We start from the raw sequence: 25,000 nt of genomic DNA, 5'->3' as shown, positions 1-25,000 counted from the left end.
TGCTGCCGGCCATCCCCCCGGGTGGCAAGCGGCGCGGCGCTCTCCCCGGTTGATCGACCCCGGGTTGATCGACCACGACCTCGCCGCCGGCATCGCCGCGGTGAAACGGCACGGTGCGAAGAAGAAGGATCGCCGCCGGGAAGCGGAGGCCGCGCCCTCTGCGGCCCGTCCGCCCCGCCCGTGTCAGCCGTGCTCGATATAGACGGTCTGGGTTTCCATGTATTCGTAGAAGCCGTGCTTGCCGTCGGCGCCGCCGATGCCGGATTTCCTGCGGCCGGCGTGGAAGCCCTGATAGGCCTCGCCATTCTCCCGGTTGACATAGGTCTCGCCGAATTTCAGCGCCCGGGTCACCTTCATCGCCTTGTTGAGATCGCGCGTGTAGAGCGACGAGGTGAGGCCGTATTCGGTGTCGTTGGCGTGGGCGACCGCCTCTTCGGCGCTCTGCACGACGGCGATCGGGGCGACCGGGCCGAAGATTTCGCTGCGCATGATCTCCATGTCCGGCCGGCATTGGGTGAGCACGGTCGGCGCATAATGGTGGCCGCGGCCGCGCTCCGCGACATGGCCGCCGAGCGCCACCGTCGCGCCGTCCGCCTTCGCCCGGTCGACCATGGCGGCGACCTTCTGCAATTGCACCGCGCTGACGAGCGGCCCCATGTCGAGATCCGTCTCGGCGAGCGGGTCGCCATAGCGCACCCGGCTCATCCGCTCGACGAATTTCTCCGTGAAGGCGTCGGCCACCGGCGCCTCGACGAAGATCCGCTCGGCGCAATTGCAGACCTGGCCGGTATTGTTGATGCGCGAGCGGGTGATCGCCTCGACCGCGAGGTCGAGATCGGCATCGGCGAGCACGATCGCCGGCGCCTTGCCGCCGAGTTCGAGATTGACGCGGGTGAGGTTCTTCGCCGCCGCCTGCATGATCGCCGTGCCGGTCGCGACACTGCCCGTGAAGGAGACGAGGTCGATGCCGGGATGGCCCGACAGGGCGGCGCCGGTGGTCCGGCCGCGGCCGGAGACGAGATTGAAGACGCCCGCGGGCAGGCCGACCTCCTCGACGATCTCGGCGAAGAGGAAGGCGTTGAGCGGGGTTTCCTCGCTCGGCTTGATGACGATCGTGTTGCCCGCGACGAGGGCGGGCGCGAGCTTGCGGCCGATCAGGTAGAAGGGGAAGTTCCACGGCAGGATGCCGGCGACGACGCCGATCGGCACGCGGTGGAGGAAGATCGTCTCGCCCCTGCGGTCGCTCGGGATGATCTCGCCCTCGATGCGGCGGGCCCATTCGGCCATGTAGTCCATGAGCCCGGCCATGCCGAGCACTTCGCCCTGTGCGAGCGCGCGGATCTTGCCCTGCTCGCGCACGATCGTCTCGGCGATCTCATCGGCCCGGTCGCGGATCCGCGCGGCGATCGCCTTCACATGGGCCGCGCGCTCGATCGCCGGCAGTTCGGCCCAGCCCGTCTGCGCACGGCGCGCCGCGGCGACCGCCGCGTCGACCTCGGCCGGCGTGGCGTCGGGGATGTCGGCGATCTGCGCCTCGGTCGCCGGATTGTAGACCGCGATGCGCTCGCCCGCCGGGGCGGGATCGATGAAGCGTCCGTCGATGAAATGCGCGTTCTGCGTCATGGCTTCCTCCCTCGGAAATGGACCGCCTTCAGGCGGCGATGCGGGCGACGATCTTGCCGGTCACCGCGCGGCAGCGGAGCCGGCCGAGCGCGTCGGGAATCGCCGCCATGTCGATCCGCTCCTCGATCATCGGATCGAGCGAGCCGGCGGCGAGGCGCGCGAGGAGATCGTCGCCCATGCGGGCGAAATCGCGCTCGGTCGGGGTGTGGCCGGCGAGATAGGCGCCGCCGAGCGCGACCTCGTGCACCGAGATCGCGTGGGTGTAGGGCTTCACCTCGGCCAGATTCGGCAGCGGGTCGATCGAGACGAGGTGGCCGTTGTAATGGATGAAGGCGAAGGACGTCCGGGCGTCGCCGGGATTGGCCACCTCGATCATAACGTCGACGCCATGACCGCCTTCGGTCAGCGCGCGGATGCGCGGCGCGAGATCGGCGTCGCGATAGTCGAGCACCGTCTCGGCGCCGAGCCGGCGGACCGCGGCGTGATGCTCGGCGCGCGCGAGGCCGATCACGCGCGCGCCGGCCGTCGCGGCGAGCTGCACGGCGAAGCCGCCGACGCCGCCATTCGCGCCCTGGACGAGCACGGTCTGGCCGGCCTCGATCTTCACCTTGCGGAACAGCGCCTGATACGCGGTGTAGCCTGCGCAAGGCAGAGCCGCCGCCGCCTCGGCCGGGACGCCGTCCGGCACACGCGACAGCACGTGCTCCGGCGCGATCGCATATTCGGCGAACACGCCGGCCTTCGACAGATTGCCGTGGAAGACGGCGCGGTCCCCCGTCCGCCAGGCCGTCGCGCCCGGCCCGACGGCGTCGACCGTGCCGGCCGCGTCGAGCCCCAGAACGTGCGGGAAGGTCCAGCGCGGATGGCCGGAGACGGCGAGCTTCCAGTCGACCGGATTGAGCGACACGGCCTCGACGCGCAGCCGCACCTCGCCCGGGCCGGGCTCGGGCATGGGCAGCTCGGCGAGAGCGACGGAGTCGAGCCCGCCGCCGCTCCGGGGAACGACGATCGCCTTCATGATGTCTCTCACGTGATCAGATAGCCGCCGTCGATGGCGAGCACCGCACCGGTGACGAAGCTCGCGAGCGGCGAGGACAGGAACAGCACGCCGCCGGCGACCTCCGCGGGCTCGCCCCAGCGCTTCGCGGCGGTGCGGCCGGTGATCTGGCCGTTGCGCTCGGGATCGTCGCGCAGCGGCTGGGTGAGCGGGGTCGCGATCCAGCCCGGCGCGACGGCGTTGACGCGGATGCCCTCGGCCGCGCAGGCGATGGCGAGCGATTTGGTCAATTGCACCACGCCGCCCTTCGAGGCCGAATAGCCCGGCACCAGCCCGCCGCCGAAGAAGGCGAGCATCGAGGCGGTGTTGACGATGGTGCCGCGGCTCTGCGCGAGGCGCGGCCGCGCCGCGCTGCAGACCCGCATCGTGCCGTTGAGATTGATGTCGACGACGTCGACGAACACCTCCGGCCGCCATTCCTCGACACGGCGGATCACCCCGGCGCAATTGACGAGATGGTCGAGCCGGGGCAGCGCGGCGACGAGCGCCTCGACCGCCGCGCCGTCGCGCACGTCGAGCCGCTCGAACCGCACGCCCGAAAGGGTGGGCGTCTGCCGCGCCGCGGCGACCTCGCGCTCGGTCGCGCCGGTCGCGAGGACATCGGCGCCGAGGGCGAGGAAGGCCTCGGCGACGGCGGCGCCGATGCCGGACGTGCCGCCGGTGACGAGCACCGTGCGGCCCTCGAAGAGGCCGGGGCGCAGGCTCGCGGCGATCGCCGCCGGGCTAGCGGATGAACTGGTCGACATAGTCGGCGCCGAGCCCCACCTTGGCATAGTGCTCGCGGCACATGTCGATCTTGGTGAACACATCCTCGAAGCCGAGCGGGTCACCATAGGCATCGACATAGTACATGATGCCGTTGACCTGGAAGAGCGTGATCATCTCCTCGACATCGTCGGGCACGACGAGTGTGTGCGTCTCGCCCGGCGGCTCGAAGACATAGCCACCGGCTTCCGCGACCCAGGGATGCTCGAGATAGTGCCACCTGCCCTTGATGACATAGCCGTGCACGGACTGCGGATGGCGGTGGCGCGACAGGACCCCCGACTTCCTCACCCGCAGCAGGTTCATCCAGTAGCCCTGCGAGCGGTTGAGGCAGAGCGGGCGGAACCACACGCGGTCGGCCTGCGGCACCCAGATCCGCTCGTCCTGCGGCACCGCGTCCGGGATGACGATGTCGGGCAGCGTCTCCTTCGGCATCGGGTGCTGGTAGGGCATGCGCGGATTGGGATCGATCTTGATCGGCGGCATGGCGGGCTTTCGCTCCTAGCGGCTGGCTGGCGAGGCATGGGCGGCCCGCCCGACCCCGGCGGGGGCCGGGGCGCGCTGGGCCTTCCCGGTAATGAACTCGACCGCCTTGTCGGCGATGACGAGGGTGATGGCGTTGGTGTTGCCGCTGATGATGGTCGGCATGATCGAGGCGTCGACGACGCGCAGCCCCTCGACGCCGCGCACCCGGAGCCGCGTGTCGACGACGGCCTGCGTATCGTCCGCCCGGCCCATCCGGCAGGTGCCGACCGGGTGATAGACGGTCTTCACGAACCGCTTGGCGTGCTCGGCGAGATCCGCGTCGCTCTGCTTGTCGGGACCGGGGAAGATCTCGCGCTCGATCATCGAACGGAGCGGCTCCTGCGCCATGATTTCGCGGGCGCGCCGGACGCCGGCGACCGAGAGGCGCAGGTCTTCCGGATCGGCGAGATAGTTCGGATCGACGAGCGGCTGATCGTCGGGATCGGCCGAGGCGAGCCGGACGCTGCCGCGTGAGCGGGGCCGCGCGACGCAGGAGTTGATGGTGATGCCGTAGGTCGGCTCGACGTCGCTGTGGTCCTTGTCGAGATAGACGGAGGGGATGCAGAACTGCTGCAGCTTCGGTGCGGCGGAGAGATCGTCCGGATCGAGGAAGGCGCCGGCCTCGACGCCGTTGGAACTGACCGGGCCGGAGCCGAAGGCCATGTATTGCGCGCCGTTGCGGATCTGCTTCGCGCCGCGATCGTGGCCGAAATAACCGTGCGGGCCGTTGCAGAAGGCGAGCACCGGCGTTTCGGTGTGATCCTGCAGATTGCGGCCGACGCCGGCGAGATCGACCAGCGGCTTGATCCCGTGGGCGGCGAGATCGCCGGCGGCGCCGATGCCCGACAGCATCAGCACCTTCGGCGTCGCGATCGCGCCGGCGGCGAGCAGCACCTCGCGTTCGCAGCGCGCCACCCGCTTCCGGCCGCCCTCGCGATATTCGACGCCGACGGCGCGGCCGTTCTCGATCAGGATCCGGTCGACGAAGCATCCGGTCTTCACCTCGAGCCGGCCGCTGCCGAGCGCCGGCCGCAGGAAAGCATCCGCCGCCGAGCAGCGCCGGCCGCCGGAGGTGTTCAGCTGCCAGAAACCGACGCCGCGCTGGCTCTCGCCGTTGAAATCGGCGTTGAAGGGCAGGCCGATGCCCTGCGCCGCCTTCACGAAGGCGCGGGAGAGGTCGCAGATCTGACGCGGATCGGACACTTTCCAGGGACCGCCCATGCCGTGGAAGACGTTGTTGAGGCGGTCATTGTCCTCCATGCCGACGAAATAGGGCAGGAGGTGCTCGTAGTTCCACTCGGCGCTACCGGTCGCCGCCTCCCAGGCGTCGTAATCCTCGGCCTGGCCGCGGATATAGACCATGGCGTTGACCGAGGAGCCGCCGCCGAGCACGCGGCCCTGCGGGATGATCGGCGTCCGGCCGCCGAGATTGCCCTGCGGGACGGACTTGTAGAACCACATGTATTTCTCGACGCCGAGCAGCTTGACGTAGCCGGCCGGCATGCGGATGAGCGGGTTGCGGTCGCTCGGACCCGCCTCGAGCACCAGAACGCGGGCGTTGTGCTCGGCGGCGAGCTTGCCGGCGACGAGGCAGCCCGACGAGCCGCCGCCGACCACGATGTAATCGGTCGTCATGCCGCGAGATCCTCGAACTTCTTGGCTTCGCTGCGCGGGAACAACAGAAGATGATCCGGATCGATGGCGACCGGCACGATGTCGCCCCGCCTCGGCTTCACGGAAGGGTGTGCGACGATGGTGAAGCGCGTGCCGCCGATGTCGACGAAGATGAGGTTCTGGTCCTGCAACTCCTCCGTCACGAAGACCCGGCCCTCGATCACCATCGGGCCGTTCTCGCCGATCGAGAGGAAATGCGGCCGGATCGCCGCGAGACCCTCGTCGCCGACCCGTTCGGCGGCGCGGTGGAGCCGCTCCGGCAGCAGGAGGCGATGCCCCTCGAACTCGACCGCCCAGCCCGCGGCGTCGCGCCGAACGCGGCAATCGACGAAATTGATCGGCGGCTCGCCGACGAAGCCGGCGACGAAGGCGTTGCGCGGGCGGGCGTAGACCTCGTCCGGCGTCGCCATCTGCTGGATCTCGCCGTCGCTCATCACCATGACGCGATCGGCGAGCGCGAGCGCCTCCTCCTGATCGTGCGTCACATAGATCATGGTGTAGTGGAATTCCTGGTGCAGGCTCTTGATGAAGCGGCGCATCCGGTAGCGCTGGCGCGTGTCGAGATGTGAGATCGGCTCGTCGAGCAGGAAGACGGAGGGCTTGCGCACCAGCGCGCGGGCGAGGCCGACGCGCTGCGCCTGGCCGGAGGAGAGGCCGTGCGGCTTCAGGTCGAGCAGCGCGGTCAGCTCCATCTTCTCGGCGACGTCGCGCACCCGCCGGTCGATCTCGCGCGCCTCGACCGCCGCCGAGCGAAGCGGAAAGGCGATGTTCTCGTAGATCGTGATGGTCGGATAGAGCGCGTAGGATTCGAACGACATGGCGACGTTGCGGTCGCGTGCCCGGGTCTCGTTCGCCCGTTTGCCGTCGAAATAGATCGCCCCTTCGGTGATCGATTCGAGCCCGGCGATCATCCGCATGGTCGATGATTTGCCGCAGCCGGACGGTCCCAGAATGGCGACGAACTCGCCGTCGGCAATATCGAAATCGATGCCGTGCACGGCGCGGAACGCGCCGTAGCGCTTGACGAGGTTTTCCGCCCTGATCGATGCCATGGTCGCTCTCCTCAGGCGTAGGGCGCCGCGTGCGCGATGGCGCGGGCGTTCTGGAACAGATGGACGGCGTCGCGCGGGAAGGCGATGGCGACGGTCTCGCCGACCGAAAGATGGCGGCTCGCGGGGAAGGACACCGAGACCTGGTCCTCCCCGATGCCGACGAGCGCGATCTTCACATAGCCGAGGTTCTCGACGACATCGACGCGGCCGCGCAGCGTGCCGGGATCGTCCGGTCCGGCGAGGCGGACCTCGTTGGAGCGGAAGCCGATCTGGATCCTCGAGCCGGGCTCGTCGCGGAGCGACTCGACCGCACGGGCGGGGAGCGCCGCCACCGGCATGCCGCCCGGCGTCGCGAAGGCGATCCGGTCACCCTCGCGGCGCGGCGCGACGGAGAGGAAGCTCATCGGCGGATCGCCGACGAAGGAGGCGACGAAGGCGTTGGCCGGCCGGTGATAGAGTTCCTCCGGCGTGCCCGCCTGCTCGATGCGGCCCTCGTTCAGCACCGCGACGCGGTCGCCGAGCGCCAGCGCCTCGCGCGAGGAGGTCGTGGTGAAGACGACGGTGGCGGAGAGATCGTCGGCGAGCGCCTTCAGTTCGGCGCGGATCTTGTGGCGCAGCTTGGCGTCGAGATGGCCGACCGGCTCGTCGAGCAGATAGATGTCGGCCGGCCGGATGATCGCCCGGCCGAGCGCGACGCGCTGGCGCTGGCCGCCCGACAGCAGGCCGGGCCGGCGATCGAGCAGATGGCCGATACCGAGAATGCCGGAGATGCGCGCGACGCGGGAGGCGATCTCGGCCGCCCCGAGGCCACGGGCGCGCAAGGGGAAGGCGAGATTCTCGCCGACCGAGAGATGCGAATAGAGCGCATAGTTTTCGAAGGCCATCGCCGCGTCGCGCCGCTCCGGCGGGACGCGCAGGATCGACACGCCGTCGCGCCGCACATCGCCGGAGGTCGGCCGCGTGATGCCGGCGAGGATGTTGAGGATGGTGCTCTTGCCGGCGCCGGCCGGTCCGTAGATGACGAGGAATTCGCGGTCGCGCACGGTGAGATCGATCTTGCGCAGCGCGACCTTGGCGAGCCCGTAGCGCTTGTGGACGGCTTTGAGCTCGTACATCAGATCTCTCCTTCCATCAGGGCGCGCACCTCCGCCTCGGCCTTCGCCCGCTCCGCCCGGGCGCGGAGAAAGGCGCGGATGAAGAAGGCGATGGCGGCGAGCGCGGCGGCGGCGTTCATGGCGGCGACGGAGGTCTCGGGATCGTCGAAGCGCTGCTCGACGAGGCCGAGCCAGACGAAGACGACGCCGACATAGATGAGGAGGGCGCGAAAGCCCGCGTCCCAGGCCTGGCTGAAGCTCACGGTCTCACCCCCTCACCGCGCCGAAGGTCAGCCCGCGCACCATGTAGCGCTGCATCGCGAGCACGAAGATCATCATCGGCAGCACGCTGATCGTCGCCGCGGCCGCGACCGGACCCCACAGGATGCCCTGCAGCGTGAAGAAGGATTCGACGCCGACGGTCACCGTGCTCGCCTTCTGGCGGGTCAGGATGTAGGCGAAGAGAAACTCGTTCCAGCAGAAGATCAGGGTGAAGACGCCGGTGACGGCGATGCCCGGCGCGGCGAGCGGAAACACCACCTTGCGCAGCACCTTGAGGCGGGAAAGCCCGTCGAGCCGTGCCGAATGTTCGAGCTCGCGCGGGATGTCCTGGAAGAACGAGACGAGCAGCCAGATCGCGAAGGGCAGGTTGAACATCGTATAGGAGATGATCAGCGCCCCCGGCTGGTCGAGGCCAATCCCGAGGAAGCGGCCGACATCCGTCTTGCCGATGTTCCGGAAGATCAGGAAATAGGGAAGGATCACGGCGATCGCCGGAAACATCTTGGTCGACAGGATGAAGAACAGGATGTGGCCGTCGCCGACATTGTAGCGGGCGAAGCTGTAGGCGGCGAGCGCACCGATGATGACGACGAGAACGGTCGACGTCACCGAGATGACGAGCGTGTTCTTGATATAGAACAGAAAGTTCTTGTCGACGATGGCGTGGTAGTAATTGTCGAGGGTCGGGGTGAAGAGGAAGCGCGGCGGCGAGACCATGACGTCCTGCGGCGGCTTGAATGAGGTCAGTACCATCCACAGGATGGGGAAGACGATGAAGCCGAGCACGATCACGATCAGACCGTAGCGCAGCGCTTCCTTGGCGAAGCTCGAGTCGCGTTGCAGCATGAGTTCGTCCTCAGCCTTCCGATGCCCGGGTGGAGAACTGCTTCAAGAGCGGGCGAAGCGCGAACAGGCTGGCGACGAGCATGGCGTAGAGGAAGAAGATCGCCATGGTCGAGGCATAGTCCATGCGGAAGAGCTTCAGCCCGGTGCGGTAGAGATAGAAGGTCATCGATTCGGTGACCGTTCCGGGGCCGCCGCGGGTCAGCACGGCGACCGCGTCGTAGAGGCGGACGCTGTCGATGGTGCGCAGCACGAGGACGAGGAAGAGCACCGGCTTCAGCATCGGGAAGGTGAGGGTGCGCAGCACGCGGAAGGTGCTCGCCCCGTCGAGCTCGGCCGCCTCGAACGGCTCCTTCGGCAGCGCCTGCAGGCCGGCGAGCGCGATCAGCGCGACGAAGGGCGTCCACTGCCAGACGTCGAACAGCACGACCGACCAGAGCGCGATCGTATAGTCGCCGAGCCAGTTGGGCTGCGGCAGGTGAAGGAGGCCGAGGAAGTAGTTCGTCAGGCCGAACTGCGTATCGTAGAGATAGCGCCAGAAGAGGCCGGTGACCGCAGCCGATGTCGCGAGCGGCAGAACCATCAGGCTGCGGATCACGCCCTTGCCGACCGTCGCGCCATGGATGAGGAAGGCGATCGCGATGCCGAGGACCATTTCGAGGACGACGGCGGAGACGGTGAATTTGAGCGTCACGCCGACCGAGGCCCAGAACATCTCGTCGGCGAGCACGGCGCGGTAATTGTCGAGGCCGACGAAGGCGCCGATGCCGCCGCGTGTCAGATCGGCGAAGCGGAACGACACGTTGAGCGCGTAGGCGAGCGGCAGCAGCGCGAAGACGAGGATCACCGCCATAGCCGGCACGATCAAGAGGATCGAGAACCAGCGGTCGGAGATCATCGCCGGCGCGGCGGCCGGCCGCCGGCGCGCGGCGGAGACGGAGAGCGACTGCGACATGAGGAGCGGATCCCGTGGGGTATGGAGCCGGCGGTCGGCCGGCGCCGCCGCGCGAAGGGCGCCTCGCGCGGCGGATCGGAACGAGCGGCGAGGCCTATTTGCCGATCGGGCAGGGGCCGCCGCAGATCTTCTCGACTTGGGCGGCGAGCTGCTCGGCCGCCTGGCGCGCGGTGATCTGGCCGGCGGCCGCCGATTGCAGCGGGATCTGCATGGTGTTGTAGATCTTGGCGCCGAACGGCGTGTCGAAGAGGTTCGACCGGAAACCCTTCATCGAGTCGAAGATCGCGAGCAGGGTGCCGAAATGCCCGGTCTTCGCCCGGTTGGCGGGGTCGGCGAACTGCGGATCGGAGAGCACGCTCATCAGCGTCGAGGTGCCGCCGGCCTTCGCGAACTCCATCTGCGCGTCATGACCGCCGAGATAGGCGACGAAGTCCATCGCCTCCTTCGGGTGGGTGGAACTCGCCGAGACGGCGAGCAGGAAGCCGCCGATATAGGCCTTCTTCTCCGGCGCCTCGGCGACGCCCATGCGGGCGCCGGGGACGAGGGTCTCGGTCTGCGCCGCGTTCGGCCACTGGTCGAGGAAGAAGGAATAGGTCTGCGCGATCTGGCCGTCCTTCATCTGGTTCATCACGCCGTCATAGGTGACGGTGAGCGCCGCCGGCGGTGCGAACTGCATGAGGGCGAGGTAGTCGTTCATCGCCTTTTCGACGGCATCGACCGGCACGACGCCGTCATCGGTCAGCCAGTCGGCGCCCTGTGACCAGATCACGCCCGACATCTCGTCCTGAATTTCCGGGAAGGGGCCGGCCATCAGGCCGACGCCGTAGAAATCCTTCTCGAGCGGGGCGCCCTTCAGCATCGCGCCCTTCTTGCGGGTGAAGAACTCGGCGATGTCGCGGTGCTGCTTCCAGGTCGTCGGCACGGCGAGATCATAGCCGTATTTCGCCTTGAACGCCTCCTTCTCACCCGCGTCCTCGAGAAGATCGGCGCGATAGATGTAGCCGGCCGTATAGGTGTAGTAAGGCAGGCCCCAGACGTCGCCCTTGTACTGGACGGTCAGCGCGGCGAGCGTCGGCGCGACGTCGTCGAGCTGCGCCTTCTTGTCGGCGAAATACTCGGTCATCGGCAGGATGAAGCCGTTCTCGGCGAACTCGGCCTTTTCCGAGGTTTCGAGCGTGACGACGTCATAGGCGCCGGTCTCGCCGACCATCTCGATGACCTGCTTGTTGTAGAGCTGCGAGTTGTCGATGTTGACGACATTGACCTTGACGCAGTGATCGGCCTCGAAGCCGGCGACGAGCTTCGCCATCGCATCGGTGTAGAAGCCGGCGATCGTCGACCAGGTGATCGGTACGCGGTCGGCGTCGGCGCAGGCCTGTGCCTGGGCGCCCACGGGCGCGGCCGTCGCCATCATGGCGGCGAGCAGTATCGTTCGCTTCATTGTGCAGTTCCTCCCTGCCTTTGGCCCGGCGGCCTCCCCGCCGCCGGTCGTTCACGTCCGTCCGCCGCCGGTCCTCATCGGCCGGCCGGCGCCGCGGTCTCCCCTGCCCTGCGTCCGACGATCCGCCGGGGCGGCGCCGCGGCGATGCGCGTCGGCCGGGGCTTGGCGGGAGCGGGGGGCGGGCGGGTCATGAGCGATATCGCAATTGCCGTCGGTTGAGATGTGGCGTATCATATCTAATATCTTAGTTCAAACGGCATTTCGCCGAGGCCGGTCGGGAGTGCTATCAATGCCGCGGGGCGGAGACTGAATCCGAATGGCTGTCTTGGAACGTGGACCCTCGCTGACCGATCAGGCGGCCGAAGAGATTCGCGCCCGCATCGTCCGCGGGGTGTTTCAGCTCGGCGAGCCGCTGTCGGAGATCGCGCTCGCCAACGAGCTCGGCGTCAGCAAGACGCCGGTGCGGGAGGCGCTGATGGAGCTGAAGCGGCAGGGCCTCGTCGAGGTTCATCCGCAGCGCGGCACCTTTGTCTTCGACATGAACGCGACCCAGGTGGAGCAACTCTCCGAACAGCGGGCGATCCTCGAGACGGCGGCGCTCGCGCTGGCGCTCGGCAAGGACCGCGCGGCGCTCGGCCGGCGCTGGCGCGAGATCGTCGAGGCGATGCGGCAGGCGCTGACCGAGGACGACGCCGAGCGCTATCGCACGCTCGACGGCGACTTCCACCGCACGATGTTCGAACTCGCCGACAATCCGTTCCTGCTCGAGGCCTTCGATCTGATCGCCTTCCGCGTCCAGGCGCTGCGCAACCGCCTGTCGCGCGATCCGGACCTCAACAGCACCTCTTTCCAGGAGCACATCCGCCTCGCCGAAATGGTCGAGGGCGGTGCGGCGGCGCCGATCGATGCGACGCTGCGCGGCCATATCGAGTGGACGCGGGAACACTATCTCGCGGCGCTCGCCGCCGTAGGGCCGGAGGCCTCGGCCGCGCCGCCGCGGGCGAAGGGCCGTCGCCGTCCGAGCGACTGACACGGCCGCCGGAGGCCGATATCCGACGAGCGAGGGGAAGACGATGGCGCGGGCATTCGGCGGGCCGGGGAAATATGTGCAGCGCGCGGGCGAGATCGCGCGGCTCGGCGAGCATCTCGCGCCGCTCGGCCGGCGGCCGCTCTTTCTCGTCGACCGGGCGCTGTTCGAGCCGATGGCGGCCGCGATCGCGGCGGCGCTCGGCGCGGACGTCCGGCCGCGCTTCGAGCGCTTCGGCGGCGAATGCTGCAGCGCGGAGATCGGGCGTGTCACGGCGATCGCCGTGGAGGAGAGGGCCGACGTCGTGGTCGGCGTCGGCGGCGGCAAGACGGCGGACACGGCGAAGATCGTCGCGATCGAGACGGGCGCCCGCATCGTCATCGTGCCGACCATCGCCTCGACCGACGCGCCCTGCAGCGCCGTGGCGGTGCGCTATACCAAGGACGGCGTCTACGAGACGTCGCTGCGGCTCGCCCGCAATCCCGATCTGGTGCTCGTCGACTCGGCGATCGTCGCCGCCGCGCCGCCGCGCTTCCTGATCGCGGGGATCGGCGACGCGCTGTCGACCTGGTTCGAGGCGCGCTCCAATCTCGAATCGCGCACCGACAATTACGTCGCGGGCGGCTTTCCCGCGCCGCTCGCCGGTATCGCGATCGCCCGCCACTGCCACGACGTGCTGATGCGCGATGCGCTGAAGGCGCGGACGGCCGTCGAGGCGGGGCTGCTGACGACCGCGGTCGAGAACATCATCGAGGCGAACACGCTTCTGAGCGGGCTCGGCTTCGAGAATTGCGGCTGCGCCGCGGCGCACGGCATCCATGACGGGCTGACCGTGCTCGACGAGGTGCACGGCGTCTTCCACGGCGAGAAGGTCGCCTTCGGAACGCTCTGCCTGCTGATGCTCGAGAACCGGGAGCAGGCCGAGATCGAGGCGACGGTGCGGTTCTGCCGCGCGCTCGGCCTGCCGACACGGCTCGCCGATCTCGGCATCGTCGCGGATGTCCGCGAGAAGGTCGAGCGCGTCGCTGCGGCGGCGCTCGCGCCGGGCGCCATCATTCATGCGACGCCGGTCCGGCTGAGCGTGCCGATCGTGCGCGACGCGATCCTGGCGCTCGACGCTTTCGCGACGACGCTCGGCTGACCGACAGCCAGACGAAGCGGCGGACCCGAGCCGTCCGCCGCCATCATCCCAGGGAGGAAGACATGCAGGACATCATCGAGACGTTTCGCGACGGGCTTTTTGCCGGCAAAGTGATCGTCGTCACCGGCGGCACGAGCGGCATCGGGCTCGCCATCGCGCAAGGGTTCGCGCGCCTCGGCGGCACGGTCGTCGCGCTCGGCAGTTCGGCGGCGAAGATCGCGCAGGCGGGTGCCGCGGCGGAGAATGCGGGCATCCGCTTCGAGCGCGTCGACGTGCGCGACCCCGCGGCGATCCGGACCTTCATGGGCGGGCTCGACCGGCTCGACGTGCTCGTCAACGGCGCGGGGATCGCGCGTCCCGAGGCCGAATTCGAGGACGAGACCTTTCTCGAGGTGATCGACGTCAATCTCGTCAGCCAGATGCGCTTCGCCATGGCGGCGCGGCCGCTGCTCGCCCGGTCGAAGGGCGTGATCCTCAACATCGCGTCGATGCTGAGCTACGTCAGCGATCCGGTCGTTCCCGCCTATGGCGCGAGCAAGACCGGCGTGCTCGGTCTGACGCGCCATCTGGCGCACGCCTTCGGGCCTGAGGGCATCCGCGTCAACGCGATCTCGCCGGGCTACCACAAGACCGACATGACGCGGGCCTTGTGGAGCGACCCCGTGCCGGCGGCGAAGATCGCCGAACGCGCCGCGCTCAAGCGCTGGGGCACGGTCGACGACCTCGTCGGCACGGCGCTCTTCCTCGCCTCGCCGGCCGCCGTCTTCGTGACCGGTGCGGATCTGCCGGTCGATGGCGGCTTCGTGGTCGGCGGCGTCTGAGGCGGGTGCGCGGACGCAACGGCCGGCGGCGGCACGCGCCTCCGCTGGCCGAGACCGTGCGTTGACTTCGAACTGGTATTTCAGATACCGAGTATGGCCGCGGCGCCGGCATCGTCTCGCGGGGGGAGCGGTTGGGCAAGAACATCGTCGTGACCGGTGCGGCCGGTCATCTCGGGTCGAAGCTCGCGGCGCATCTCCGGGCCGCGGGCCACCGCGTCACCGGGCTCGATCTCAACGCGACGCCCGGTCCCGTGCCGATCCATGCCGCCGACCTTTCCCGATCCGACGGCGACTGGCCGGCTCTGTTCGAGGGGCAGGACGCCATCGTCCATCTCGCCGCCGATCGGTCGCCCGAAGCGGCCTGGGCCTCGGTCGTGCCGCACAACATCGACGCCGTGCTCAACCTGTTCGAGGCGGCGCGGCGGGCGGGCGTGCGCCGCGTCGTCTTCGCGAGTTCGAACTGGGTGCTCGGCGGCTACCGCTTCCGCACCGACCGGCTCCGCCCCGATACCGTGCCCGATCCGGTCAATCCCTATGGCGTTTCGAAGCTGATGGGCGAGCGGATCGGCGCGCATTTCGCGGCGGCGCACGGGCTCGACGTGATCTGTCTGCGCATCGGCTGGACGCAGTGGACGCACGGCAACCGGCCGGGGGCGCACATGGCGATGGGCCGCTGGGGGCAGGAGATGTGGCTGAGCGACCGCGATTTCCTCGACGGGGTGACTGCGGCGGCGACCGTCCGCTTCGACGGCTTCGCCGTGGTCAATCTGATGTCGGACAATCCCGGCATGCGCTGGTCGCTCGAGGAAACGCGGGCCGTGCTCGGCTTCTCGCCGCGGGACGGCGCCGCGGCCCGCCTGCCGCTTCGCGTTCGCGCGACCGAATGGGGCGCCTGGCTCGCGCAGGTCGGCGTGCCGCGGCTGGTGGCACGGCTGACCGGCGCGGAGTGGTAACGATGGGTCCGCTCGGCGCATTGCGGGCCGAGCTCGAAGCCGGCGGGGAGGCCTGCGCGACGCTCGACCTCGGTTCCGGCGCGACGCTCCTCGTCAGCGCGCGGGGCGGCCGGGTGTTCGGACCGTTCGCGGGCGACGACGATCCGCTCGGCTGGTGGCCGGAGGGCGAGGCCCTGCGGCGAACGGTTCTCGAAGGCGGCTGGAATCTCGGCGGCGAGCGCATCTGGCTGGCGCCGGAAGCGCTGTTCAACTTCACCGATCCGCACCGCATCGTCGAGACCTACCGGGTCGATCCCGCTCTCGATCCGGCGCGCTGGCGGCTGGAGCGGCAGGGCGCGGCGCTGCGTCTCTCGCTCGATGCGCGGATCGCGCTCGCCTCGGGCGCGGCGACGGTCGGCGTGCGGATCGAGCGCACGATCGCACCGCTCGCCGCGCTTCCGGCCGATGCCGGCGTCGCAACGGCAGGTTATCGGCAGACCGTGGCGGTGCGGCAGACGGCCGGTCCGGCGCTCCCCCTCGTCCCCTGGATCATCCGGCAGGTGGCGCCGGGCGGGGTGGCGCTGCTCGCCGCATCGGGGCCGGGCGTCGGCATGCGGATCTTCGGGGATCCGCCGGAGACGGCGCTCGCCCGCCGGGCCGGCCTGCGGCGGGTCGACCTGTCAGGGCCGGGCTTCTACAAGGCCGCCTATCATCGCGACGCGATCGGCCGTGGCACGATCGGCTATGTCCGAGCCGGCGGTCCCTCGGGTGACGCGGTGCTGTACGGCCCTGTGCAGCGCGAGGCCTCGGCCTATCCCGAGGCGCTGCCGCTCGATCCGGCGGCCGTCGGTCAGGCGGCGTCGCTGTTCTACGATTCGGGCCGGTTCGGCGCCTATGGCGAGCTCGAGCTCTACGGCCATCGCGATCCGGACGGTGCCGGCCGGCTGACGGTCGATTGCCTCCGTCTGCGCGGGGATGCCGCTGCGCTCGAGGGGACGATCGCGCGCCTCGCCGGCTGAGCCTCAGGCGACCGAGATGTCCTCGATGCCGATCTCATAGGTCTCCTGCGTGCGCCCGATATGGCGTTCGAGCACGTCGATCAGCGCATGGATGTCGCCCGACCGAACGGCCTCGACGATCTCGCCGTGCTCCTTGAGCGACAGGCTGGTGTGCTGCGGCTTCTGGGCGAGATGGGTCCGCAGCGCCGAGATCTTGCCGGAATAGATGCCGTAGGCGTTCTGCAGATAGGAATTTCCGCAATTGGCGAAGAAGGCCAGGTGGAAATCCGTGTCGAGTTCGAGATAGCCCCGCACGTCGCCGCCGGCGAGCCGCGTCTTCATGCGGGCTTCGATCGCTTCGAGATCGCGCAGCAGCGAGGCCGGATGCTCGGTCATCGCGATCTGCAGCGCCGCGGTCTCGAGCGCCTTCCTGAAGGCACAGATCTCGCGCACCTCGCGCGCGCTGAGCGTGAAGACGCGCGCCCCGGATTGCGGCACGACCGTCACCAGCCCCTCGTGTCGCAGCTGGGCGAGCGCCTCGCGGACCGGCGTCTTCGACACCTTGAGGTCGGCGGAGATGCCGCGCTCGGAGATGGCCGAGCCGAGCGGCAGCTCGCCATCCACGATCATGGCGCGGATCCGGTCGGTGACCAGCGCGGTCAGGGACCGAGGACGCTCCAGTTCCGGCATGTCGCCTCCTGTTTAATTTGCGCCAATATGGTATTTGGTGCACCAGATGTCAAAGACCGGGCGGTATGCTCGTCCGGCGATGACCGTGGCCGAAGCAGCCGGGCGACACAACCGCGCGATGGTCGCCGTCAAAAAGCAGTCCGCCCGTCGATCGCCTCTTGACTGGTATATCAGATGGCAGATAACGTATCCCTCGCAAGCGTGGCCGGGGAGGGGCGCGAGGTGCAGGCGAGACCGGCAGTCGACTGTCGCAACATCCATGGCGAGGGGGTTCTCTGGAATCCGCGCGATCGCCGGGTGTGGTGGACGGACATTCACGGCGAGGCGCTGTGGTGGTTCGAGCCCGCCACCGGCCGGAGCGGGTCGATCGGCCTGCCGTCGCGCCTCTGCGCCTTTGCCCCGCGTGCCGCTGGCGGATGGATCATGGCCTTCGCCGAGGGCATCGAATTGTGGTCGGCGGATCTGCAGCGCGAGCGGGCGGTCCACGCCTTCGAGCCGGGCCGGCCGGAGACGCGCCTCAATGACGGGCGCACGGACCGCCGGGGCCGCTTCGTCGTCGGCGGAATGAACGAGGCGACCGGCGCGGCGGACAGTTCGGTCGTGCGGGTCGATGCCGATCTGCGCGTCGAGACGCTCATCGAGGGTGTCGCCTGCGCGAACGCCACCTGCTTCTCGCCGGACGGGTCGGTGATGTATTTCGCCGACACCCCGGAGCGCCGGATCCGCGCCTATCGCTATGGCGCGGAAGATCTTTCGGCCGAGCGCGTCTTCGCCGACCTCGCCACCGAGCCGGGGCTTCCGGACGGCGCCTGCGTCGACGCCGCGGGCGGGGTGTGGACCGCCGAATGGGAGGGCGGGCAGGTCGTCCGCTTCGATGCCGAAGGCCGGCTCACCCACCGCGTCGCCCTGCCGGTACCGAAGCCGACCTGCTGCGCCTTCGGCGGCGACGATCTCGCCACCCTCTACATCACCACGTCGCGCCTGATGTCGGGCGACGACGATCTCGCGCGGGCGCCTCTGTCCGGCGCGCTGTTCGAAATTCGTCCGGGCATCAGCGGGGTCGAGGATACCCCGTTCGCCGGATGAACCGGTTCAACGGACCGGACCGCCACCAGAAAGGGAGGATCTCATGAAGCATCTCGTTCAGGCCGCCGCCGCTTTCGCCATCGTCGCGGCGGCCGGGTCGACCGCCTTCGCCGGCGACTATCCGGCGCCGACGCCGCTCGCCGAAGGTGCGCAGGCGCCGATTTCCGCCATCCACAAGAAGGAGGGCAAGCTGCGCATCGCCTATATGCCGCCGGCGACCGAGTTCAACTATTACATCGCCATCGGCGAGGGCATCAAATCGGTCGCCGCCGGCAAGGATCTCGAAGTCTTCATGCTCGCGCCGCAGAGCGGCGCCGACATCAACGGCCAGATGGGCATGATCCAGGACGTCCTGACCCAGGACGTCGACGCCATCATCTTCGGCACGCACGACGAAGGCGCGGCGGCTCCGCTCCTGAAGCAGGCGGTCGACAAGGGCGTCGCGGTCGTGATGATCAATTCCGACATCCCGAACTTCCCGACCCCGATCCACGGCGTCGTCGGTTATGCGCAGCGCAAGGGCACGCACAAGATCGCCGACTGGGCGAAGGCGAAGTTCGGCGACGCTCCGGTGAAGGTCGGCGTCATCGAAGGCCAGCCCGGCTATCATTCGACCGAGCGCGTCGGCGGCTTCCTCGACGGCATCAAGGATGCCTCGAATTTCGAGGTCGTCGCCTCGATCGACGGCAAGTGGAACGTCGAGGGCGGCAATACGGCGGCGATGGACCTCCTGCAGGCGCATCCCGAGACGCAGCTGATCTTCGCCGCCAACGACTATATGGCGATCGGCGCGTCCTATGCCGCGAAGGCGCTCGGCCGGCGGGACCTCGTCATCCTCGGCAATGACGGCGACACGAGCGGTCTCGAGGAGATCGCAGCCGGCAATTTCACCGCCACGGTCAACACCGTGCCCTTCCTGATGGGGCAGCAGGCGATGGAAGCCACGCTCGACGCGCTCGACCACAAGTTCCCCGGCGGCTGGGTCGAGATCCCGACCGAGATCGTTGACGGGACCAATGTGATCTCCGTGCTGCAGCACCCCGAGAAGCTCTACCCCAAGCCCTCCAAGGCGTACTGAGCCGCAACAGTCCTCCCGGGCCGGTTCCCGTCGAGCCGGCCCCTCGCACCTTCGGATCTGGCCGCCCGTCCGGCGGCCAGAGCTTCAAAGAGGACAGGACCCATGCCCGTCTCCGATGCGCCGCTCTGGGAAGTCGATGCCGTCTCGAAGGCCTATCCCGGGGTCCAGGCGAACGACCGCGTCTCGATCCGGCTGATGCCGGGCCGCATCCATGGCCTGCTCGGCGAGAACGGGTCGGGCAAATCGACCCTGATCCGCCTGTTGTCCGGCGTCGACCGGCCGGATTCGGGCGAGATCCGGCTGAAGGGCCGTCCGGTGTCGATGGCCAATCCGACCGAGGCCCGCGCCCTCGGCGTCGCGACCGTGTTCCAGGAATTCTCGATCGTGCCGAGCCTGACGGTCGCCGAGAACGTCTTTCTCGGCCGCTGGCCGCGGCGCGCCTTCGGCCTGATCGACTGGGAGACGATGAATCGGCGCTCGCGCGCCGTGCTCGCCGAACTCGACATCGAGCTCGATCCCGAAGCGATCACCGCGACGCTGTCGGTCGCCCAGCAGCAATTGATCGAGATCGCCAAGGCGGTCGCCGCCGATGCGCAGCTCATCATCCTCGACGAGCCGACGACCGCGCTCGGTCTCGACGAGATCGCCCAGCTCCACACGCTCCTCAAGCGGATGCGCAGCCAAGGCCACGCCATTCTCTACGTCTCGCATCGCCTCGATGAAGTGACGGCGCTGGTCGACGAGGTGACCATCATGCGCGGCGGCCGCGTCGTCAGCGCCGCCGGCAACACCGAGGTGGAGGTCGACGCGATCGTCGGCGCGATGATCGGCGGCGACGTCAAGGAACACTATCCGAAGGTCCGCAACGCCACGCTCGAGCCGGTGCTCGAGGTCGTCGGCCTTGCGAGCGCGAACGGCGCGCGCGACGTCTCCTTCACGCTCCACAAGGGCGAGGTGCTCGGGCTCGGCGGCGTGCTCGGCTCGGGCCGCACCGAGATCGCGCGCGCGCTGTTCGGCCTCGACCGGATCGTCGGCGGCGAGGTGAGGGTCGGCGGGCGGCGGCTGCGGGCGCGCGGCCCCGCCGACGCGATCGCCGCGGGCCTCGCCTTCGTCACCGAGAACCGCAAGACCGACGGGCTGTTCTTCAACCTGAACGGCCGCGCGAACATTTCGAGCGCCAGTCTGCGGCGCTTCTCGCGGCTCGGCTTTCTCGACCTGAAGCGCGAGGAGCGGGACGCCTCGCAGCTCGCGCAGCTCCTCGAACTGTCGCGCGGCGCGGAAGAGAAATCCGTCCAGCATCTTTCCGGCGGCAATCAGCAGAAGGTCGTGCTCGCCCGCTGGCTGCTGTCGGAGACGCGCGTGCTGATCCTCGACGAGCCGACGCAAGGGATCGACGTCGGCGCCAAGCTCGCCGTCTACCGGCTGATCAACCGGCTGACCGCAGAGGGCTGCGCGATCCTGCTGATCTCGTCGGACCATGACGAGCTTCTGGCGATGAGCGACCGGGTCGCCGTGGTCCGGCACGGGTCGATCGCCGACATCCGACCCCCCCAGCAACTGAGCCACGCCGATCTGGTGCGGGCCGCGACGGGGGACGCCATTTCTGAGGGGAGGAAAGTCGCATGAGACGGGTCTTCGATGCGCAATTGCTCGGGCCGCTCGGGGCCATGCTGCTCGTCGCGCTGGTCGTGTCGTTCACCACGGACCGGTTCCTCGATCCCGGCAATCTCTCCAATCTGGCGCTTCAGGTCTCGATCGTCTCGCTGATCGCGATCGGAGCGACCATCGTCATCTTCGCCGGCGGCATCGATCTCAGCTCCGGCTCGATGGTGGCGCTGCTCACCATGATCCTCGCCACCGCGGTGAAGACCTATGGCGTGCCGCTCTGGCCGGCGCTGATCGGCGTGCTGGTCTTCGGCGCCCTGCTCGGCGCGTTGAACGGCGTGCTCGCCGCCTTCCTGCGCATCCCCTCCTTCATCGTGACGCTCGCCGGGCTGATCGCCTTTCGCGGCCTCGCCCTGATGTTCAACAACGGCTCGCCGATCTTCTCGCTCGATCCGGGCCTCGAACCGGTCTTCTACGGCAAGATCTTCGGCATTCCGCTGCCCTTCTTCTATCTCGTCGCGCTCTACGGCGCGGCGACGGTGATGATGAACAACACGCGGCTCGGGCGCGAGCTCTATGCGGTCGGCGGCAATCCCGCGGCGGCGAAGCTCTCCGGCATCCATGTCCAGCGCGTCCAGACCTATGCCTTCATCATCGCCGGGCTGATGACCGCGGTCGGCTCGATCCTGATGGCGGCGCGGCTCAATTCCGGCTCGCCCAATTACGGCCAGACCTTCGAGCTGCAGGCGATCGCGGCCGCCGTCGTCGGCGGCGCGAGCCTCGCCGGGGGGCGCGGCAACGTGCTCTCGACCCTCGTCGGCGCGCTGATGATCGTCATCGTTCAGAACGCGCTCAATCTCCATGCCGTGCCATCGGCCTTCCAGAACGTCATTCTCGGCCTGATCATCCTCGTCGCGGTCGGCGTCGACATGTGGCGCGGCGAGATCACCCGCGCGGTCCGCCGCCTCTCGGGCAGGGCCGGCACCAGCACCGCGCCCGCAGGCAGCCGGGCGCCGAAGGCGGCGACGAAGCCCGCCTCCGGCAAATCGGTCGGCGGAGCCTGATCCGATGGACCTCGATCTCAGGGACAAGCGCGTCCTCGTCACCGGGTCGGCGTCGGGCATCGGGCGCGCCACGGCGGAGGCCTTCCTGCGCGAGGGCGCCGCGGTGGTGGTGAACGGGTTGACGGAGGCGGAAGTCGGCGGGGCGCTCGCGAGCCTCGCGCCGCTCGGGCCCGTGCGCGGCCTCGCCGCGGACCTCTCGACGGCGGCGGGGGCGGAGGCGCTCGTCGCCTTCGCCGCCGCGGACGGGCCGGTCGACATCCTCGTCAACAATGTCGGTATCTTCTCGGTCAAGCCGTTCGCGCAACTGACCGATGCGGACTGGCAGCACGCTTTCGACGTCAATGTGATGAGTGCGGTCCGAATGACCCGCGCCCTTCTGCCGGCGATGCTCGGGCGGGGGAGGGGCGCGGTGGTCAATCTCGCCTCGGAGGCCGGCGTGAAGCCGCTGCCGCAGATGATCCACTACTCGGTGACCAAGACGGCGATGATCGGCCTCACCCGCGGCCTCGCCGAACTGACGAAGGGCACCGCCGTGACGGTCAATGCCGTGCTGCCCGGCCCGACCTGGACGGAAGGCGTCGAGGCCTATTTCCACGGCCTCGCCGCTGCGAAGGGCGAGCCGGTCGACGGCATCGTCGAGACCTATTTCCGCAACGACGAGCCGACCTCGCTCATCCAGCGCTTCGTCGAACCGCGCGAGGTGGCGCGCATGATCGTCTTCGTCGCCACCTCTCCCGCCTCCAACGGTGCGGCCTATCGCATCGAAGGCGGCATCATCCGCAGCATTCTCTGACACGAAAGGAACGACCGTGGCCGCCGTCACCTTCTCGCACATCGGGATAACCGTCCCGGATCTCGACCGCGCGGTCGAATTCTATGCGAAGTGCTTCGACTTCTATGTGATCATGCCGCCCACCACCATCCATCACGACGACAGCGCCATCGGCCAGATGTGCGACGACGTGTTCGGCGCCGGCTGGGGCAGTTTCCGCATCGCCCATCTCGCGACGGGCGACGGCATCGGCATCGAACTGTTCGAGTTTCCGCAGACGACGGCCGAGACGCGGCCCTTCGAATACTGGCGCCCCGGCCTCTTCCATTTCTGCCTGCAGGACGAGAAGCTGGAGGAGCGGGTCAAGCTCATCGAGGCGATGGGCGGACGTCAGCGCATGCAGCAGGTGCGCCACTATTATCCCGGTCAGAAGCCCTATCGCATGGTCTATGTCGAGGATCCCTTCGGCAATGTCTTCGAGCTCTACAGCCATTCCTACGAGCTGACCTATTCGGCCGGAGCCTATGTCTGAGCAGGGTGAGGGGAGGGCCGGCATGGCACGAAAACCGAAGGTCGTGATCACCGATTATGATTACGGCGACGTCGACATCGAGCGCGGGATTCTGGAGGCGGCGGGCGCGGAGGTGATCGCGCTGCAGGCGAAGCGCGAGGACGATCTGCTCGCCGCGGCCGCCGATTGCGACGCGATCATGAACCAGTATGCCCGCGTCGGCGCCCGCACCATCGCCGCGATGGAGCGCTGCCGGGTGATCGCCCGCTATGGCGTCGGGGTCGACATCGTCGACGTCGCCGCCGCCTCGGCGAAGGGCATCCTCGTCACCAATGTGCGCGATTACTGCACCGATGAGGTCGCCGACCATGCGGTCAGCCTGTGGCTGGCGCTCGCCCGCCGCCTGTTCGACTACGACCGGGCCACTCATCAGGGCATCTGGCGCTGGCAGTCCGGCAGCCCGATTCACCGGCTGCGCGGACGCACGCTCGGCATCGTCTCGTTCGGCAAGATCGGCCAGGCGATCGCGAACCGCGCCCGGCCCTTCGGCGTCACCCTCATCGCCTATGACCCCTATCTGCCCGCCGAGGTCGCGAAGGCGCACGACATCCGCCAGGTCGACAAGGCGACACTGCTCGCCGAGGCGGATGTCGTGATGATGCAGGTGCCGATGACCGACGAGACGCGGCATTTCCTCGGCGAGGCGGAGTTCGCCGCGATGAAGCCCGGCGCCCTCGTCATCAATACCGGGCGGGGGCCGACCATCGACAACAAGGCGCTCTATCGCGCCCTCGTCGAGGGCCGGATCGCCGGCGCGGGCCTCGACGATCCGGAGGAGGAGCCCGCGAAGCTCGCCGCCTGGTCGCCGGACGACAACCCGATCTTCTCGCTCTCGAACGTCATCGTCACTCCGCACGCCGCCTATTACTCGGAAGAATCGATCCGCACCGCCCGTGAGACCGCGGCGAGCGAAGTGGCGCGCGTGCTCACCGGGCAGCAACCCCGCAATCCGGTCAACGCGCATCTGCTGACCGTCGCGCAAGGAAAACTCCATGCTTAAGGAATTCAACGATTTCGAGCGCCGTCCCGACCTGCTCGCGCAGTTCGACGAGGTGGTGCGGTTCTATTCGGCCGCCGCCTTCTTCGCCGATGTGCAATACCGCACCGGGGTGATGGACAGCGGCATCAAGCCCGCCTTCCGCGCCAAGGTGACCGGCCAGGCGATCACGGTGCAATTGTCGAAGGGCGACCTCGTCGATCCGCTCCGGGCGCTCGAGATGGGGCAGCCGGGCGACGTGATCGTGGTCGATGCGGGCGGTGACGAGAACACCTCGGTGTGCGGCGGCCTGATGGGCGGCCTCGCCAAGAATCGCGGCATCCGGGCGATGATCGTCGACGGCGCAGGGCGCGACACGGACGAGCTCGAGGATATCGGCTGGCCGATCTGGACCCGGGCGATCACGCCGCGCGGCACGCACACCATGTTTTCCGGCCGCAAGGAAGAGCTCTCGATCAATGTCCCGATCGCCTGCGGCGGCGTCGTGGTGAAGCCGGGCGACTTCATCGTCGCCGACCTGATGGGCGTCGTCGTCATCCCCCTCGAACGCGCCGCCGAAACGGTGCGTCTCGCGCGGGAACAGGCGGAGCGCGAGGAGGCGACGCGCGCCTGGGTCAAGCAGGGCAAGACCGTCGAGGACCTGCTCGCCGAGTTCGGCCGGATCTGACCGGCGGGGCGGAAGGAGAGCCGAGCCTTAATGCGTGGCTCGGTTCCCCGAAACACTATGGTCGGTCGGAACTATTCGGTAAGGGCGCCCTCGCAACATGATCTCGAAGGCGGCCGATCCGTATTTGGCTCCGAGACGAATGGCCTGGCCTGCTGCCGGTTTCGTGGACGCGCAGTTAAGCTAATCCTACCTTCCGCTCGAACTCCATCGGGCTGACGTAGCCGATGGTCGAGTGCCTGC

The 25,000-nt window shown here is 68.7% G+C and carries 25 protein-coding genes; 13 read left to right on the top strand and 12 right to left on the bottom strand.

Annotation, left to right across the window (positions count from 1 at the left end; all coding sequences use genetic code 11):
• Nucleotides 1–183: 183 nt before the first annotated feature.
• The 11 genes from aldA to GGQ63_RS20670 all read right to left on the bottom strand — a co-directional run bounded on the left by aldA (nucleotide 184) and on the right by GGQ63_RS20670 (nucleotide 11,311).
• On the bottom strand, nucleotides 184–1,623 hold the full coding sequence (gene aldA / locus GGQ63_RS20720) for an aldehyde dehydrogenase (RefSeq protein WP_183858533.1): 1,440 nt from the start codon (nucleotides 1,621–1,623) through the stop codon (nucleotides 184–186).
• Nucleotides 1,624–1,651: 28 nt separating this feature from the next.
• Complete coding sequence (locus tag GGQ63_RS20715; RefSeq protein ID WP_183858532.1) at nucleotides 1,652–2,641, bottom strand: zinc-binding dehydrogenase; 990 nt, start codon at nucleotides 2,639–2,641, stop codon at nucleotides 1,652–1,654.
• 8 nt (nucleotides 2,642–2,649) lie between these two features.
• On the bottom strand, nucleotides 2,650–3,426 hold the full coding sequence (locus GGQ63_RS20710; protein WP_183858531.1) for an SDR family NAD(P)-dependent oxidoreductase: 777 nt from the start codon (nucleotides 3,424–3,426) through the stop codon (nucleotides 2,650–2,652).
• Entirely contained in the window at nucleotides 3,404–3,931 is a 528-nt protein-coding gene (locus tag GGQ63_RS20705; protein WP_183858530.1) for a 2,4'-dihydroxyacetophenone dioxygenase family protein, read from the bottom strand. Before GGQ63_RS20705 ends, GGQ63_RS20710 begins: the two co-directional genes overlap by 23 nt.
• Before the next feature lie 15 nt (nucleotides 3,932–3,946).
• The gene (locus GGQ63_RS20700) at nucleotides 3,947–5,605 is read right to left on the bottom strand and encodes a GMC family oxidoreductase (protein ID WP_183858529.1); all 1,659 of its coding nucleotides are present in this window, start codon (nucleotides 5,603–5,605) and stop codon (nucleotides 3,947–3,949) included.
• The gene (locus GGQ63_RS20695; protein ID WP_183858528.1) at nucleotides 5,602–6,696 is read right to left on the bottom strand and encodes an ABC transporter ATP-binding protein; all 1,095 of its coding nucleotides are present in this window, start codon (nucleotides 6,694–6,696) and stop codon (nucleotides 5,602–5,604) included. Before GGQ63_RS20695 ends, GGQ63_RS20700 begins: the two co-directional genes overlap by 4 nt.
• An 11-nt stretch (nucleotides 6,697–6,707) precedes the next feature.
• Nucleotides 6,708–7,811 carry an ABC transporter ATP-binding protein gene (locus GGQ63_RS20690; protein WP_183858527.1) on the bottom strand — a complete coding sequence of 368 codons (1,104 nt, stop codon included), beginning with the start codon at nucleotides 7,809–7,811 and terminating at the stop codon, nucleotides 6,708–6,710.
• A complete protein-coding gene (locus GGQ63_RS20685) occupies nucleotides 7,811–8,053 on the bottom strand; it encodes a hypothetical protein (protein ID WP_183858526.1) in 243 nt (80 codons plus the stop codon). The genes GGQ63_RS20690 and GGQ63_RS20685 overlap by 1 nt, the downstream gene beginning before the upstream one ends.
• Nucleotides 8,054–8,057: 4 nt before the next feature.
• Complete coding sequence (locus GGQ63_RS20680; RefSeq protein WP_183858525.1) at nucleotides 8,058–8,918, bottom strand: carbohydrate ABC transporter permease; 861 nt, start codon at nucleotides 8,916–8,918, stop codon at nucleotides 8,058–8,060.
• A gap of 10 nt (nucleotides 8,919–8,928) precedes the next feature.
• Nucleotides 8,929–9,870: a carbohydrate ABC transporter permease gene (locus tag GGQ63_RS20675; protein ID WP_210308609.1), complete on the bottom strand. Its 942-nt coding sequence runs from the start codon at nucleotides 9,868–9,870 to the stop codon at nucleotides 8,929–8,931.
• Between the two features lie 94 nt (nucleotides 9,871–9,964).
• Nucleotides 9,965–11,311, bottom strand: coding sequence for an extracellular solute-binding protein (locus GGQ63_RS20670; protein WP_183858524.1), 1,347 nt, complete (start codon nucleotides 11,309–11,311; stop codon nucleotides 9,965–9,967).
• 316 nt (nucleotides 11,312–11,627) lie between these two features.
• Here GGQ63_RS20670 and GGQ63_RS20665 point away from each other — a divergent pair, with 316 nt between their 5' ends.
• The 5 genes from GGQ63_RS20665 to GGQ63_RS20645 all read left to right on the top strand — a co-directional run bounded on the left by GGQ63_RS20665 (nucleotide 11,628) and on the right by GGQ63_RS20645 (nucleotide 16,251).
• On the top strand, nucleotides 11,628–12,341 hold the full coding sequence (locus tag GGQ63_RS20665; RefSeq protein WP_183858523.1) for a GntR family transcriptional regulator: 714 nt from the start codon (nucleotides 11,628–11,630) through the stop codon (nucleotides 12,339–12,341).
• A 43-nt stretch (nucleotides 12,342–12,384) separates the two neighbouring features.
• Nucleotides 12,385–13,479 carry a glycerol dehydrogenase gene (locus tag GGQ63_RS20660; protein WP_183858522.1) on the top strand — a complete coding sequence of 365 codons (1,095 nt, stop codon included), beginning with the start codon at nucleotides 12,385–12,387 and terminating at the stop codon, nucleotides 13,477–13,479.
• A 62-nt stretch (nucleotides 13,480–13,541) separates the two neighbouring features.
• Nucleotides 13,542–14,300, top strand: a complete 759-nt coding sequence (locus GGQ63_RS20655; protein WP_183858521.1) for an SDR family NAD(P)-dependent oxidoreductase — start codon at nucleotides 13,542–13,544, stop codon at nucleotides 14,298–14,300.
• Nucleotides 14,301–14,431: 131 nt separating this feature from the next.
• Entirely contained in the window at nucleotides 14,432–15,253 is an 822-nt protein-coding gene (locus GGQ63_RS20650) for an NAD-dependent epimerase/dehydratase family protein (RefSeq protein ID WP_183858520.1), read from the top strand.
• 2 nt (nucleotides 15,254–15,255) lie between these two features.
• Nucleotides 15,256–16,251, top strand: coding sequence for a hypothetical protein (locus tag GGQ63_RS20645; protein WP_183858519.1), 996 nt, complete (start codon nucleotides 15,256–15,258; stop codon nucleotides 16,249–16,251).
• A 3-nt stretch (nucleotides 16,252–16,254) separates the two neighbouring features.
• Here GGQ63_RS20645 and GGQ63_RS20640 read toward each other — a convergent pair whose 3' ends face one another.
• Nucleotides 16,255–16,920, bottom strand: a complete 666-nt coding sequence (locus GGQ63_RS20640) for a GntR family transcriptional regulator (RefSeq protein WP_183858518.1) — start codon at nucleotides 16,918–16,920, stop codon at nucleotides 16,255–16,257.
• A gap of 222 nt (nucleotides 16,921–17,142) precedes the next feature.
• Here GGQ63_RS20640 and GGQ63_RS20635 point away from each other — a divergent pair, with 222 nt between their 5' ends.
• The 8 genes from GGQ63_RS20635 (at nucleotide 17,143) to GGQ63_RS20600 (ending at nucleotide 24,760) form a co-directional block, all read left to right on the top strand.
• A complete protein-coding gene (locus GGQ63_RS20635; protein WP_183858517.1) occupies nucleotides 17,143–18,006 on the top strand; it encodes an SMP-30/gluconolactonase/LRE family protein in 864 nt (287 codons plus the stop codon).
• 43 nt (nucleotides 18,007–18,049) lie between these two features.
• Nucleotides 18,050–19,084: a sugar ABC transporter substrate-binding protein gene (locus GGQ63_RS20630; RefSeq protein ID WP_183858516.1), complete on the top strand. Its 1,035-nt coding sequence runs from the start codon at nucleotides 18,050–18,052 to the stop codon at nucleotides 19,082–19,084.
• Between the two features lie 102 nt (nucleotides 19,085–19,186).
• The gene (locus tag GGQ63_RS20625) at nucleotides 19,187–20,710 is read left to right on the top strand and encodes a sugar ABC transporter ATP-binding protein (RefSeq protein ID WP_183858515.1); all 1,524 of its coding nucleotides are present in this window, start codon (nucleotides 19,187–19,189) and stop codon (nucleotides 20,708–20,710) included.
• Complete coding sequence (locus tag GGQ63_RS20620) at nucleotides 20,707–21,753, top strand: ABC transporter permease (RefSeq protein WP_183858514.1); 1,047 nt, start codon at nucleotides 20,707–20,709, stop codon at nucleotides 21,751–21,753. Before GGQ63_RS20625 ends, GGQ63_RS20620 begins: the two co-directional genes overlap by 4 nt.
• Nucleotides 21,754–21,757: 4 nt before the next feature.
• A complete protein-coding gene (locus tag GGQ63_RS20615) occupies nucleotides 21,758–22,546 on the top strand; it encodes an SDR family NAD(P)-dependent oxidoreductase (RefSeq protein ID WP_183858513.1) in 789 nt (262 codons plus the stop codon).
• Between the two features lie 16 nt (nucleotides 22,547–22,562).
• A complete protein-coding gene (locus GGQ63_RS20610; RefSeq protein ID WP_183858512.1) occupies nucleotides 22,563–23,057 on the top strand; it encodes a lactoylglutathione lyase family protein in 495 nt (164 codons plus the stop codon).
• 22 nt (nucleotides 23,058–23,079) lie between these two features.
• On the top strand, nucleotides 23,080–24,096 hold the full coding sequence (locus GGQ63_RS20605; RefSeq protein WP_183858511.1) for a C-terminal binding protein: 1,017 nt from the start codon (nucleotides 23,080–23,082) through the stop codon (nucleotides 24,094–24,096).
• A complete protein-coding gene (locus GGQ63_RS20600; RefSeq protein ID WP_183858510.1) occupies nucleotides 24,089–24,760 on the top strand; it encodes an RraA family protein in 672 nt (223 codons plus the stop codon). Before GGQ63_RS20605 ends, GGQ63_RS20600 begins: the two co-directional genes overlap by 8 nt.
• The last annotated feature ends 240 nt before the right edge of the window (nucleotides 24,761–25,000 follow it).

The organism is Prosthecomicrobium pneumaticum (assembly GCF_014199915.1).
GTDB classification, from domain to species: Bacteria; Pseudomonadota; Alphaproteobacteria; order Rhizobiales; family Kaistiaceae; genus Prosthecomicrobium; species Prosthecomicrobium pneumaticum.
The sequence above is the reverse complement of the archived record's forward strand: the minus strand, read 5'-3'. Positions and strand labels throughout refer to the sequence as shown.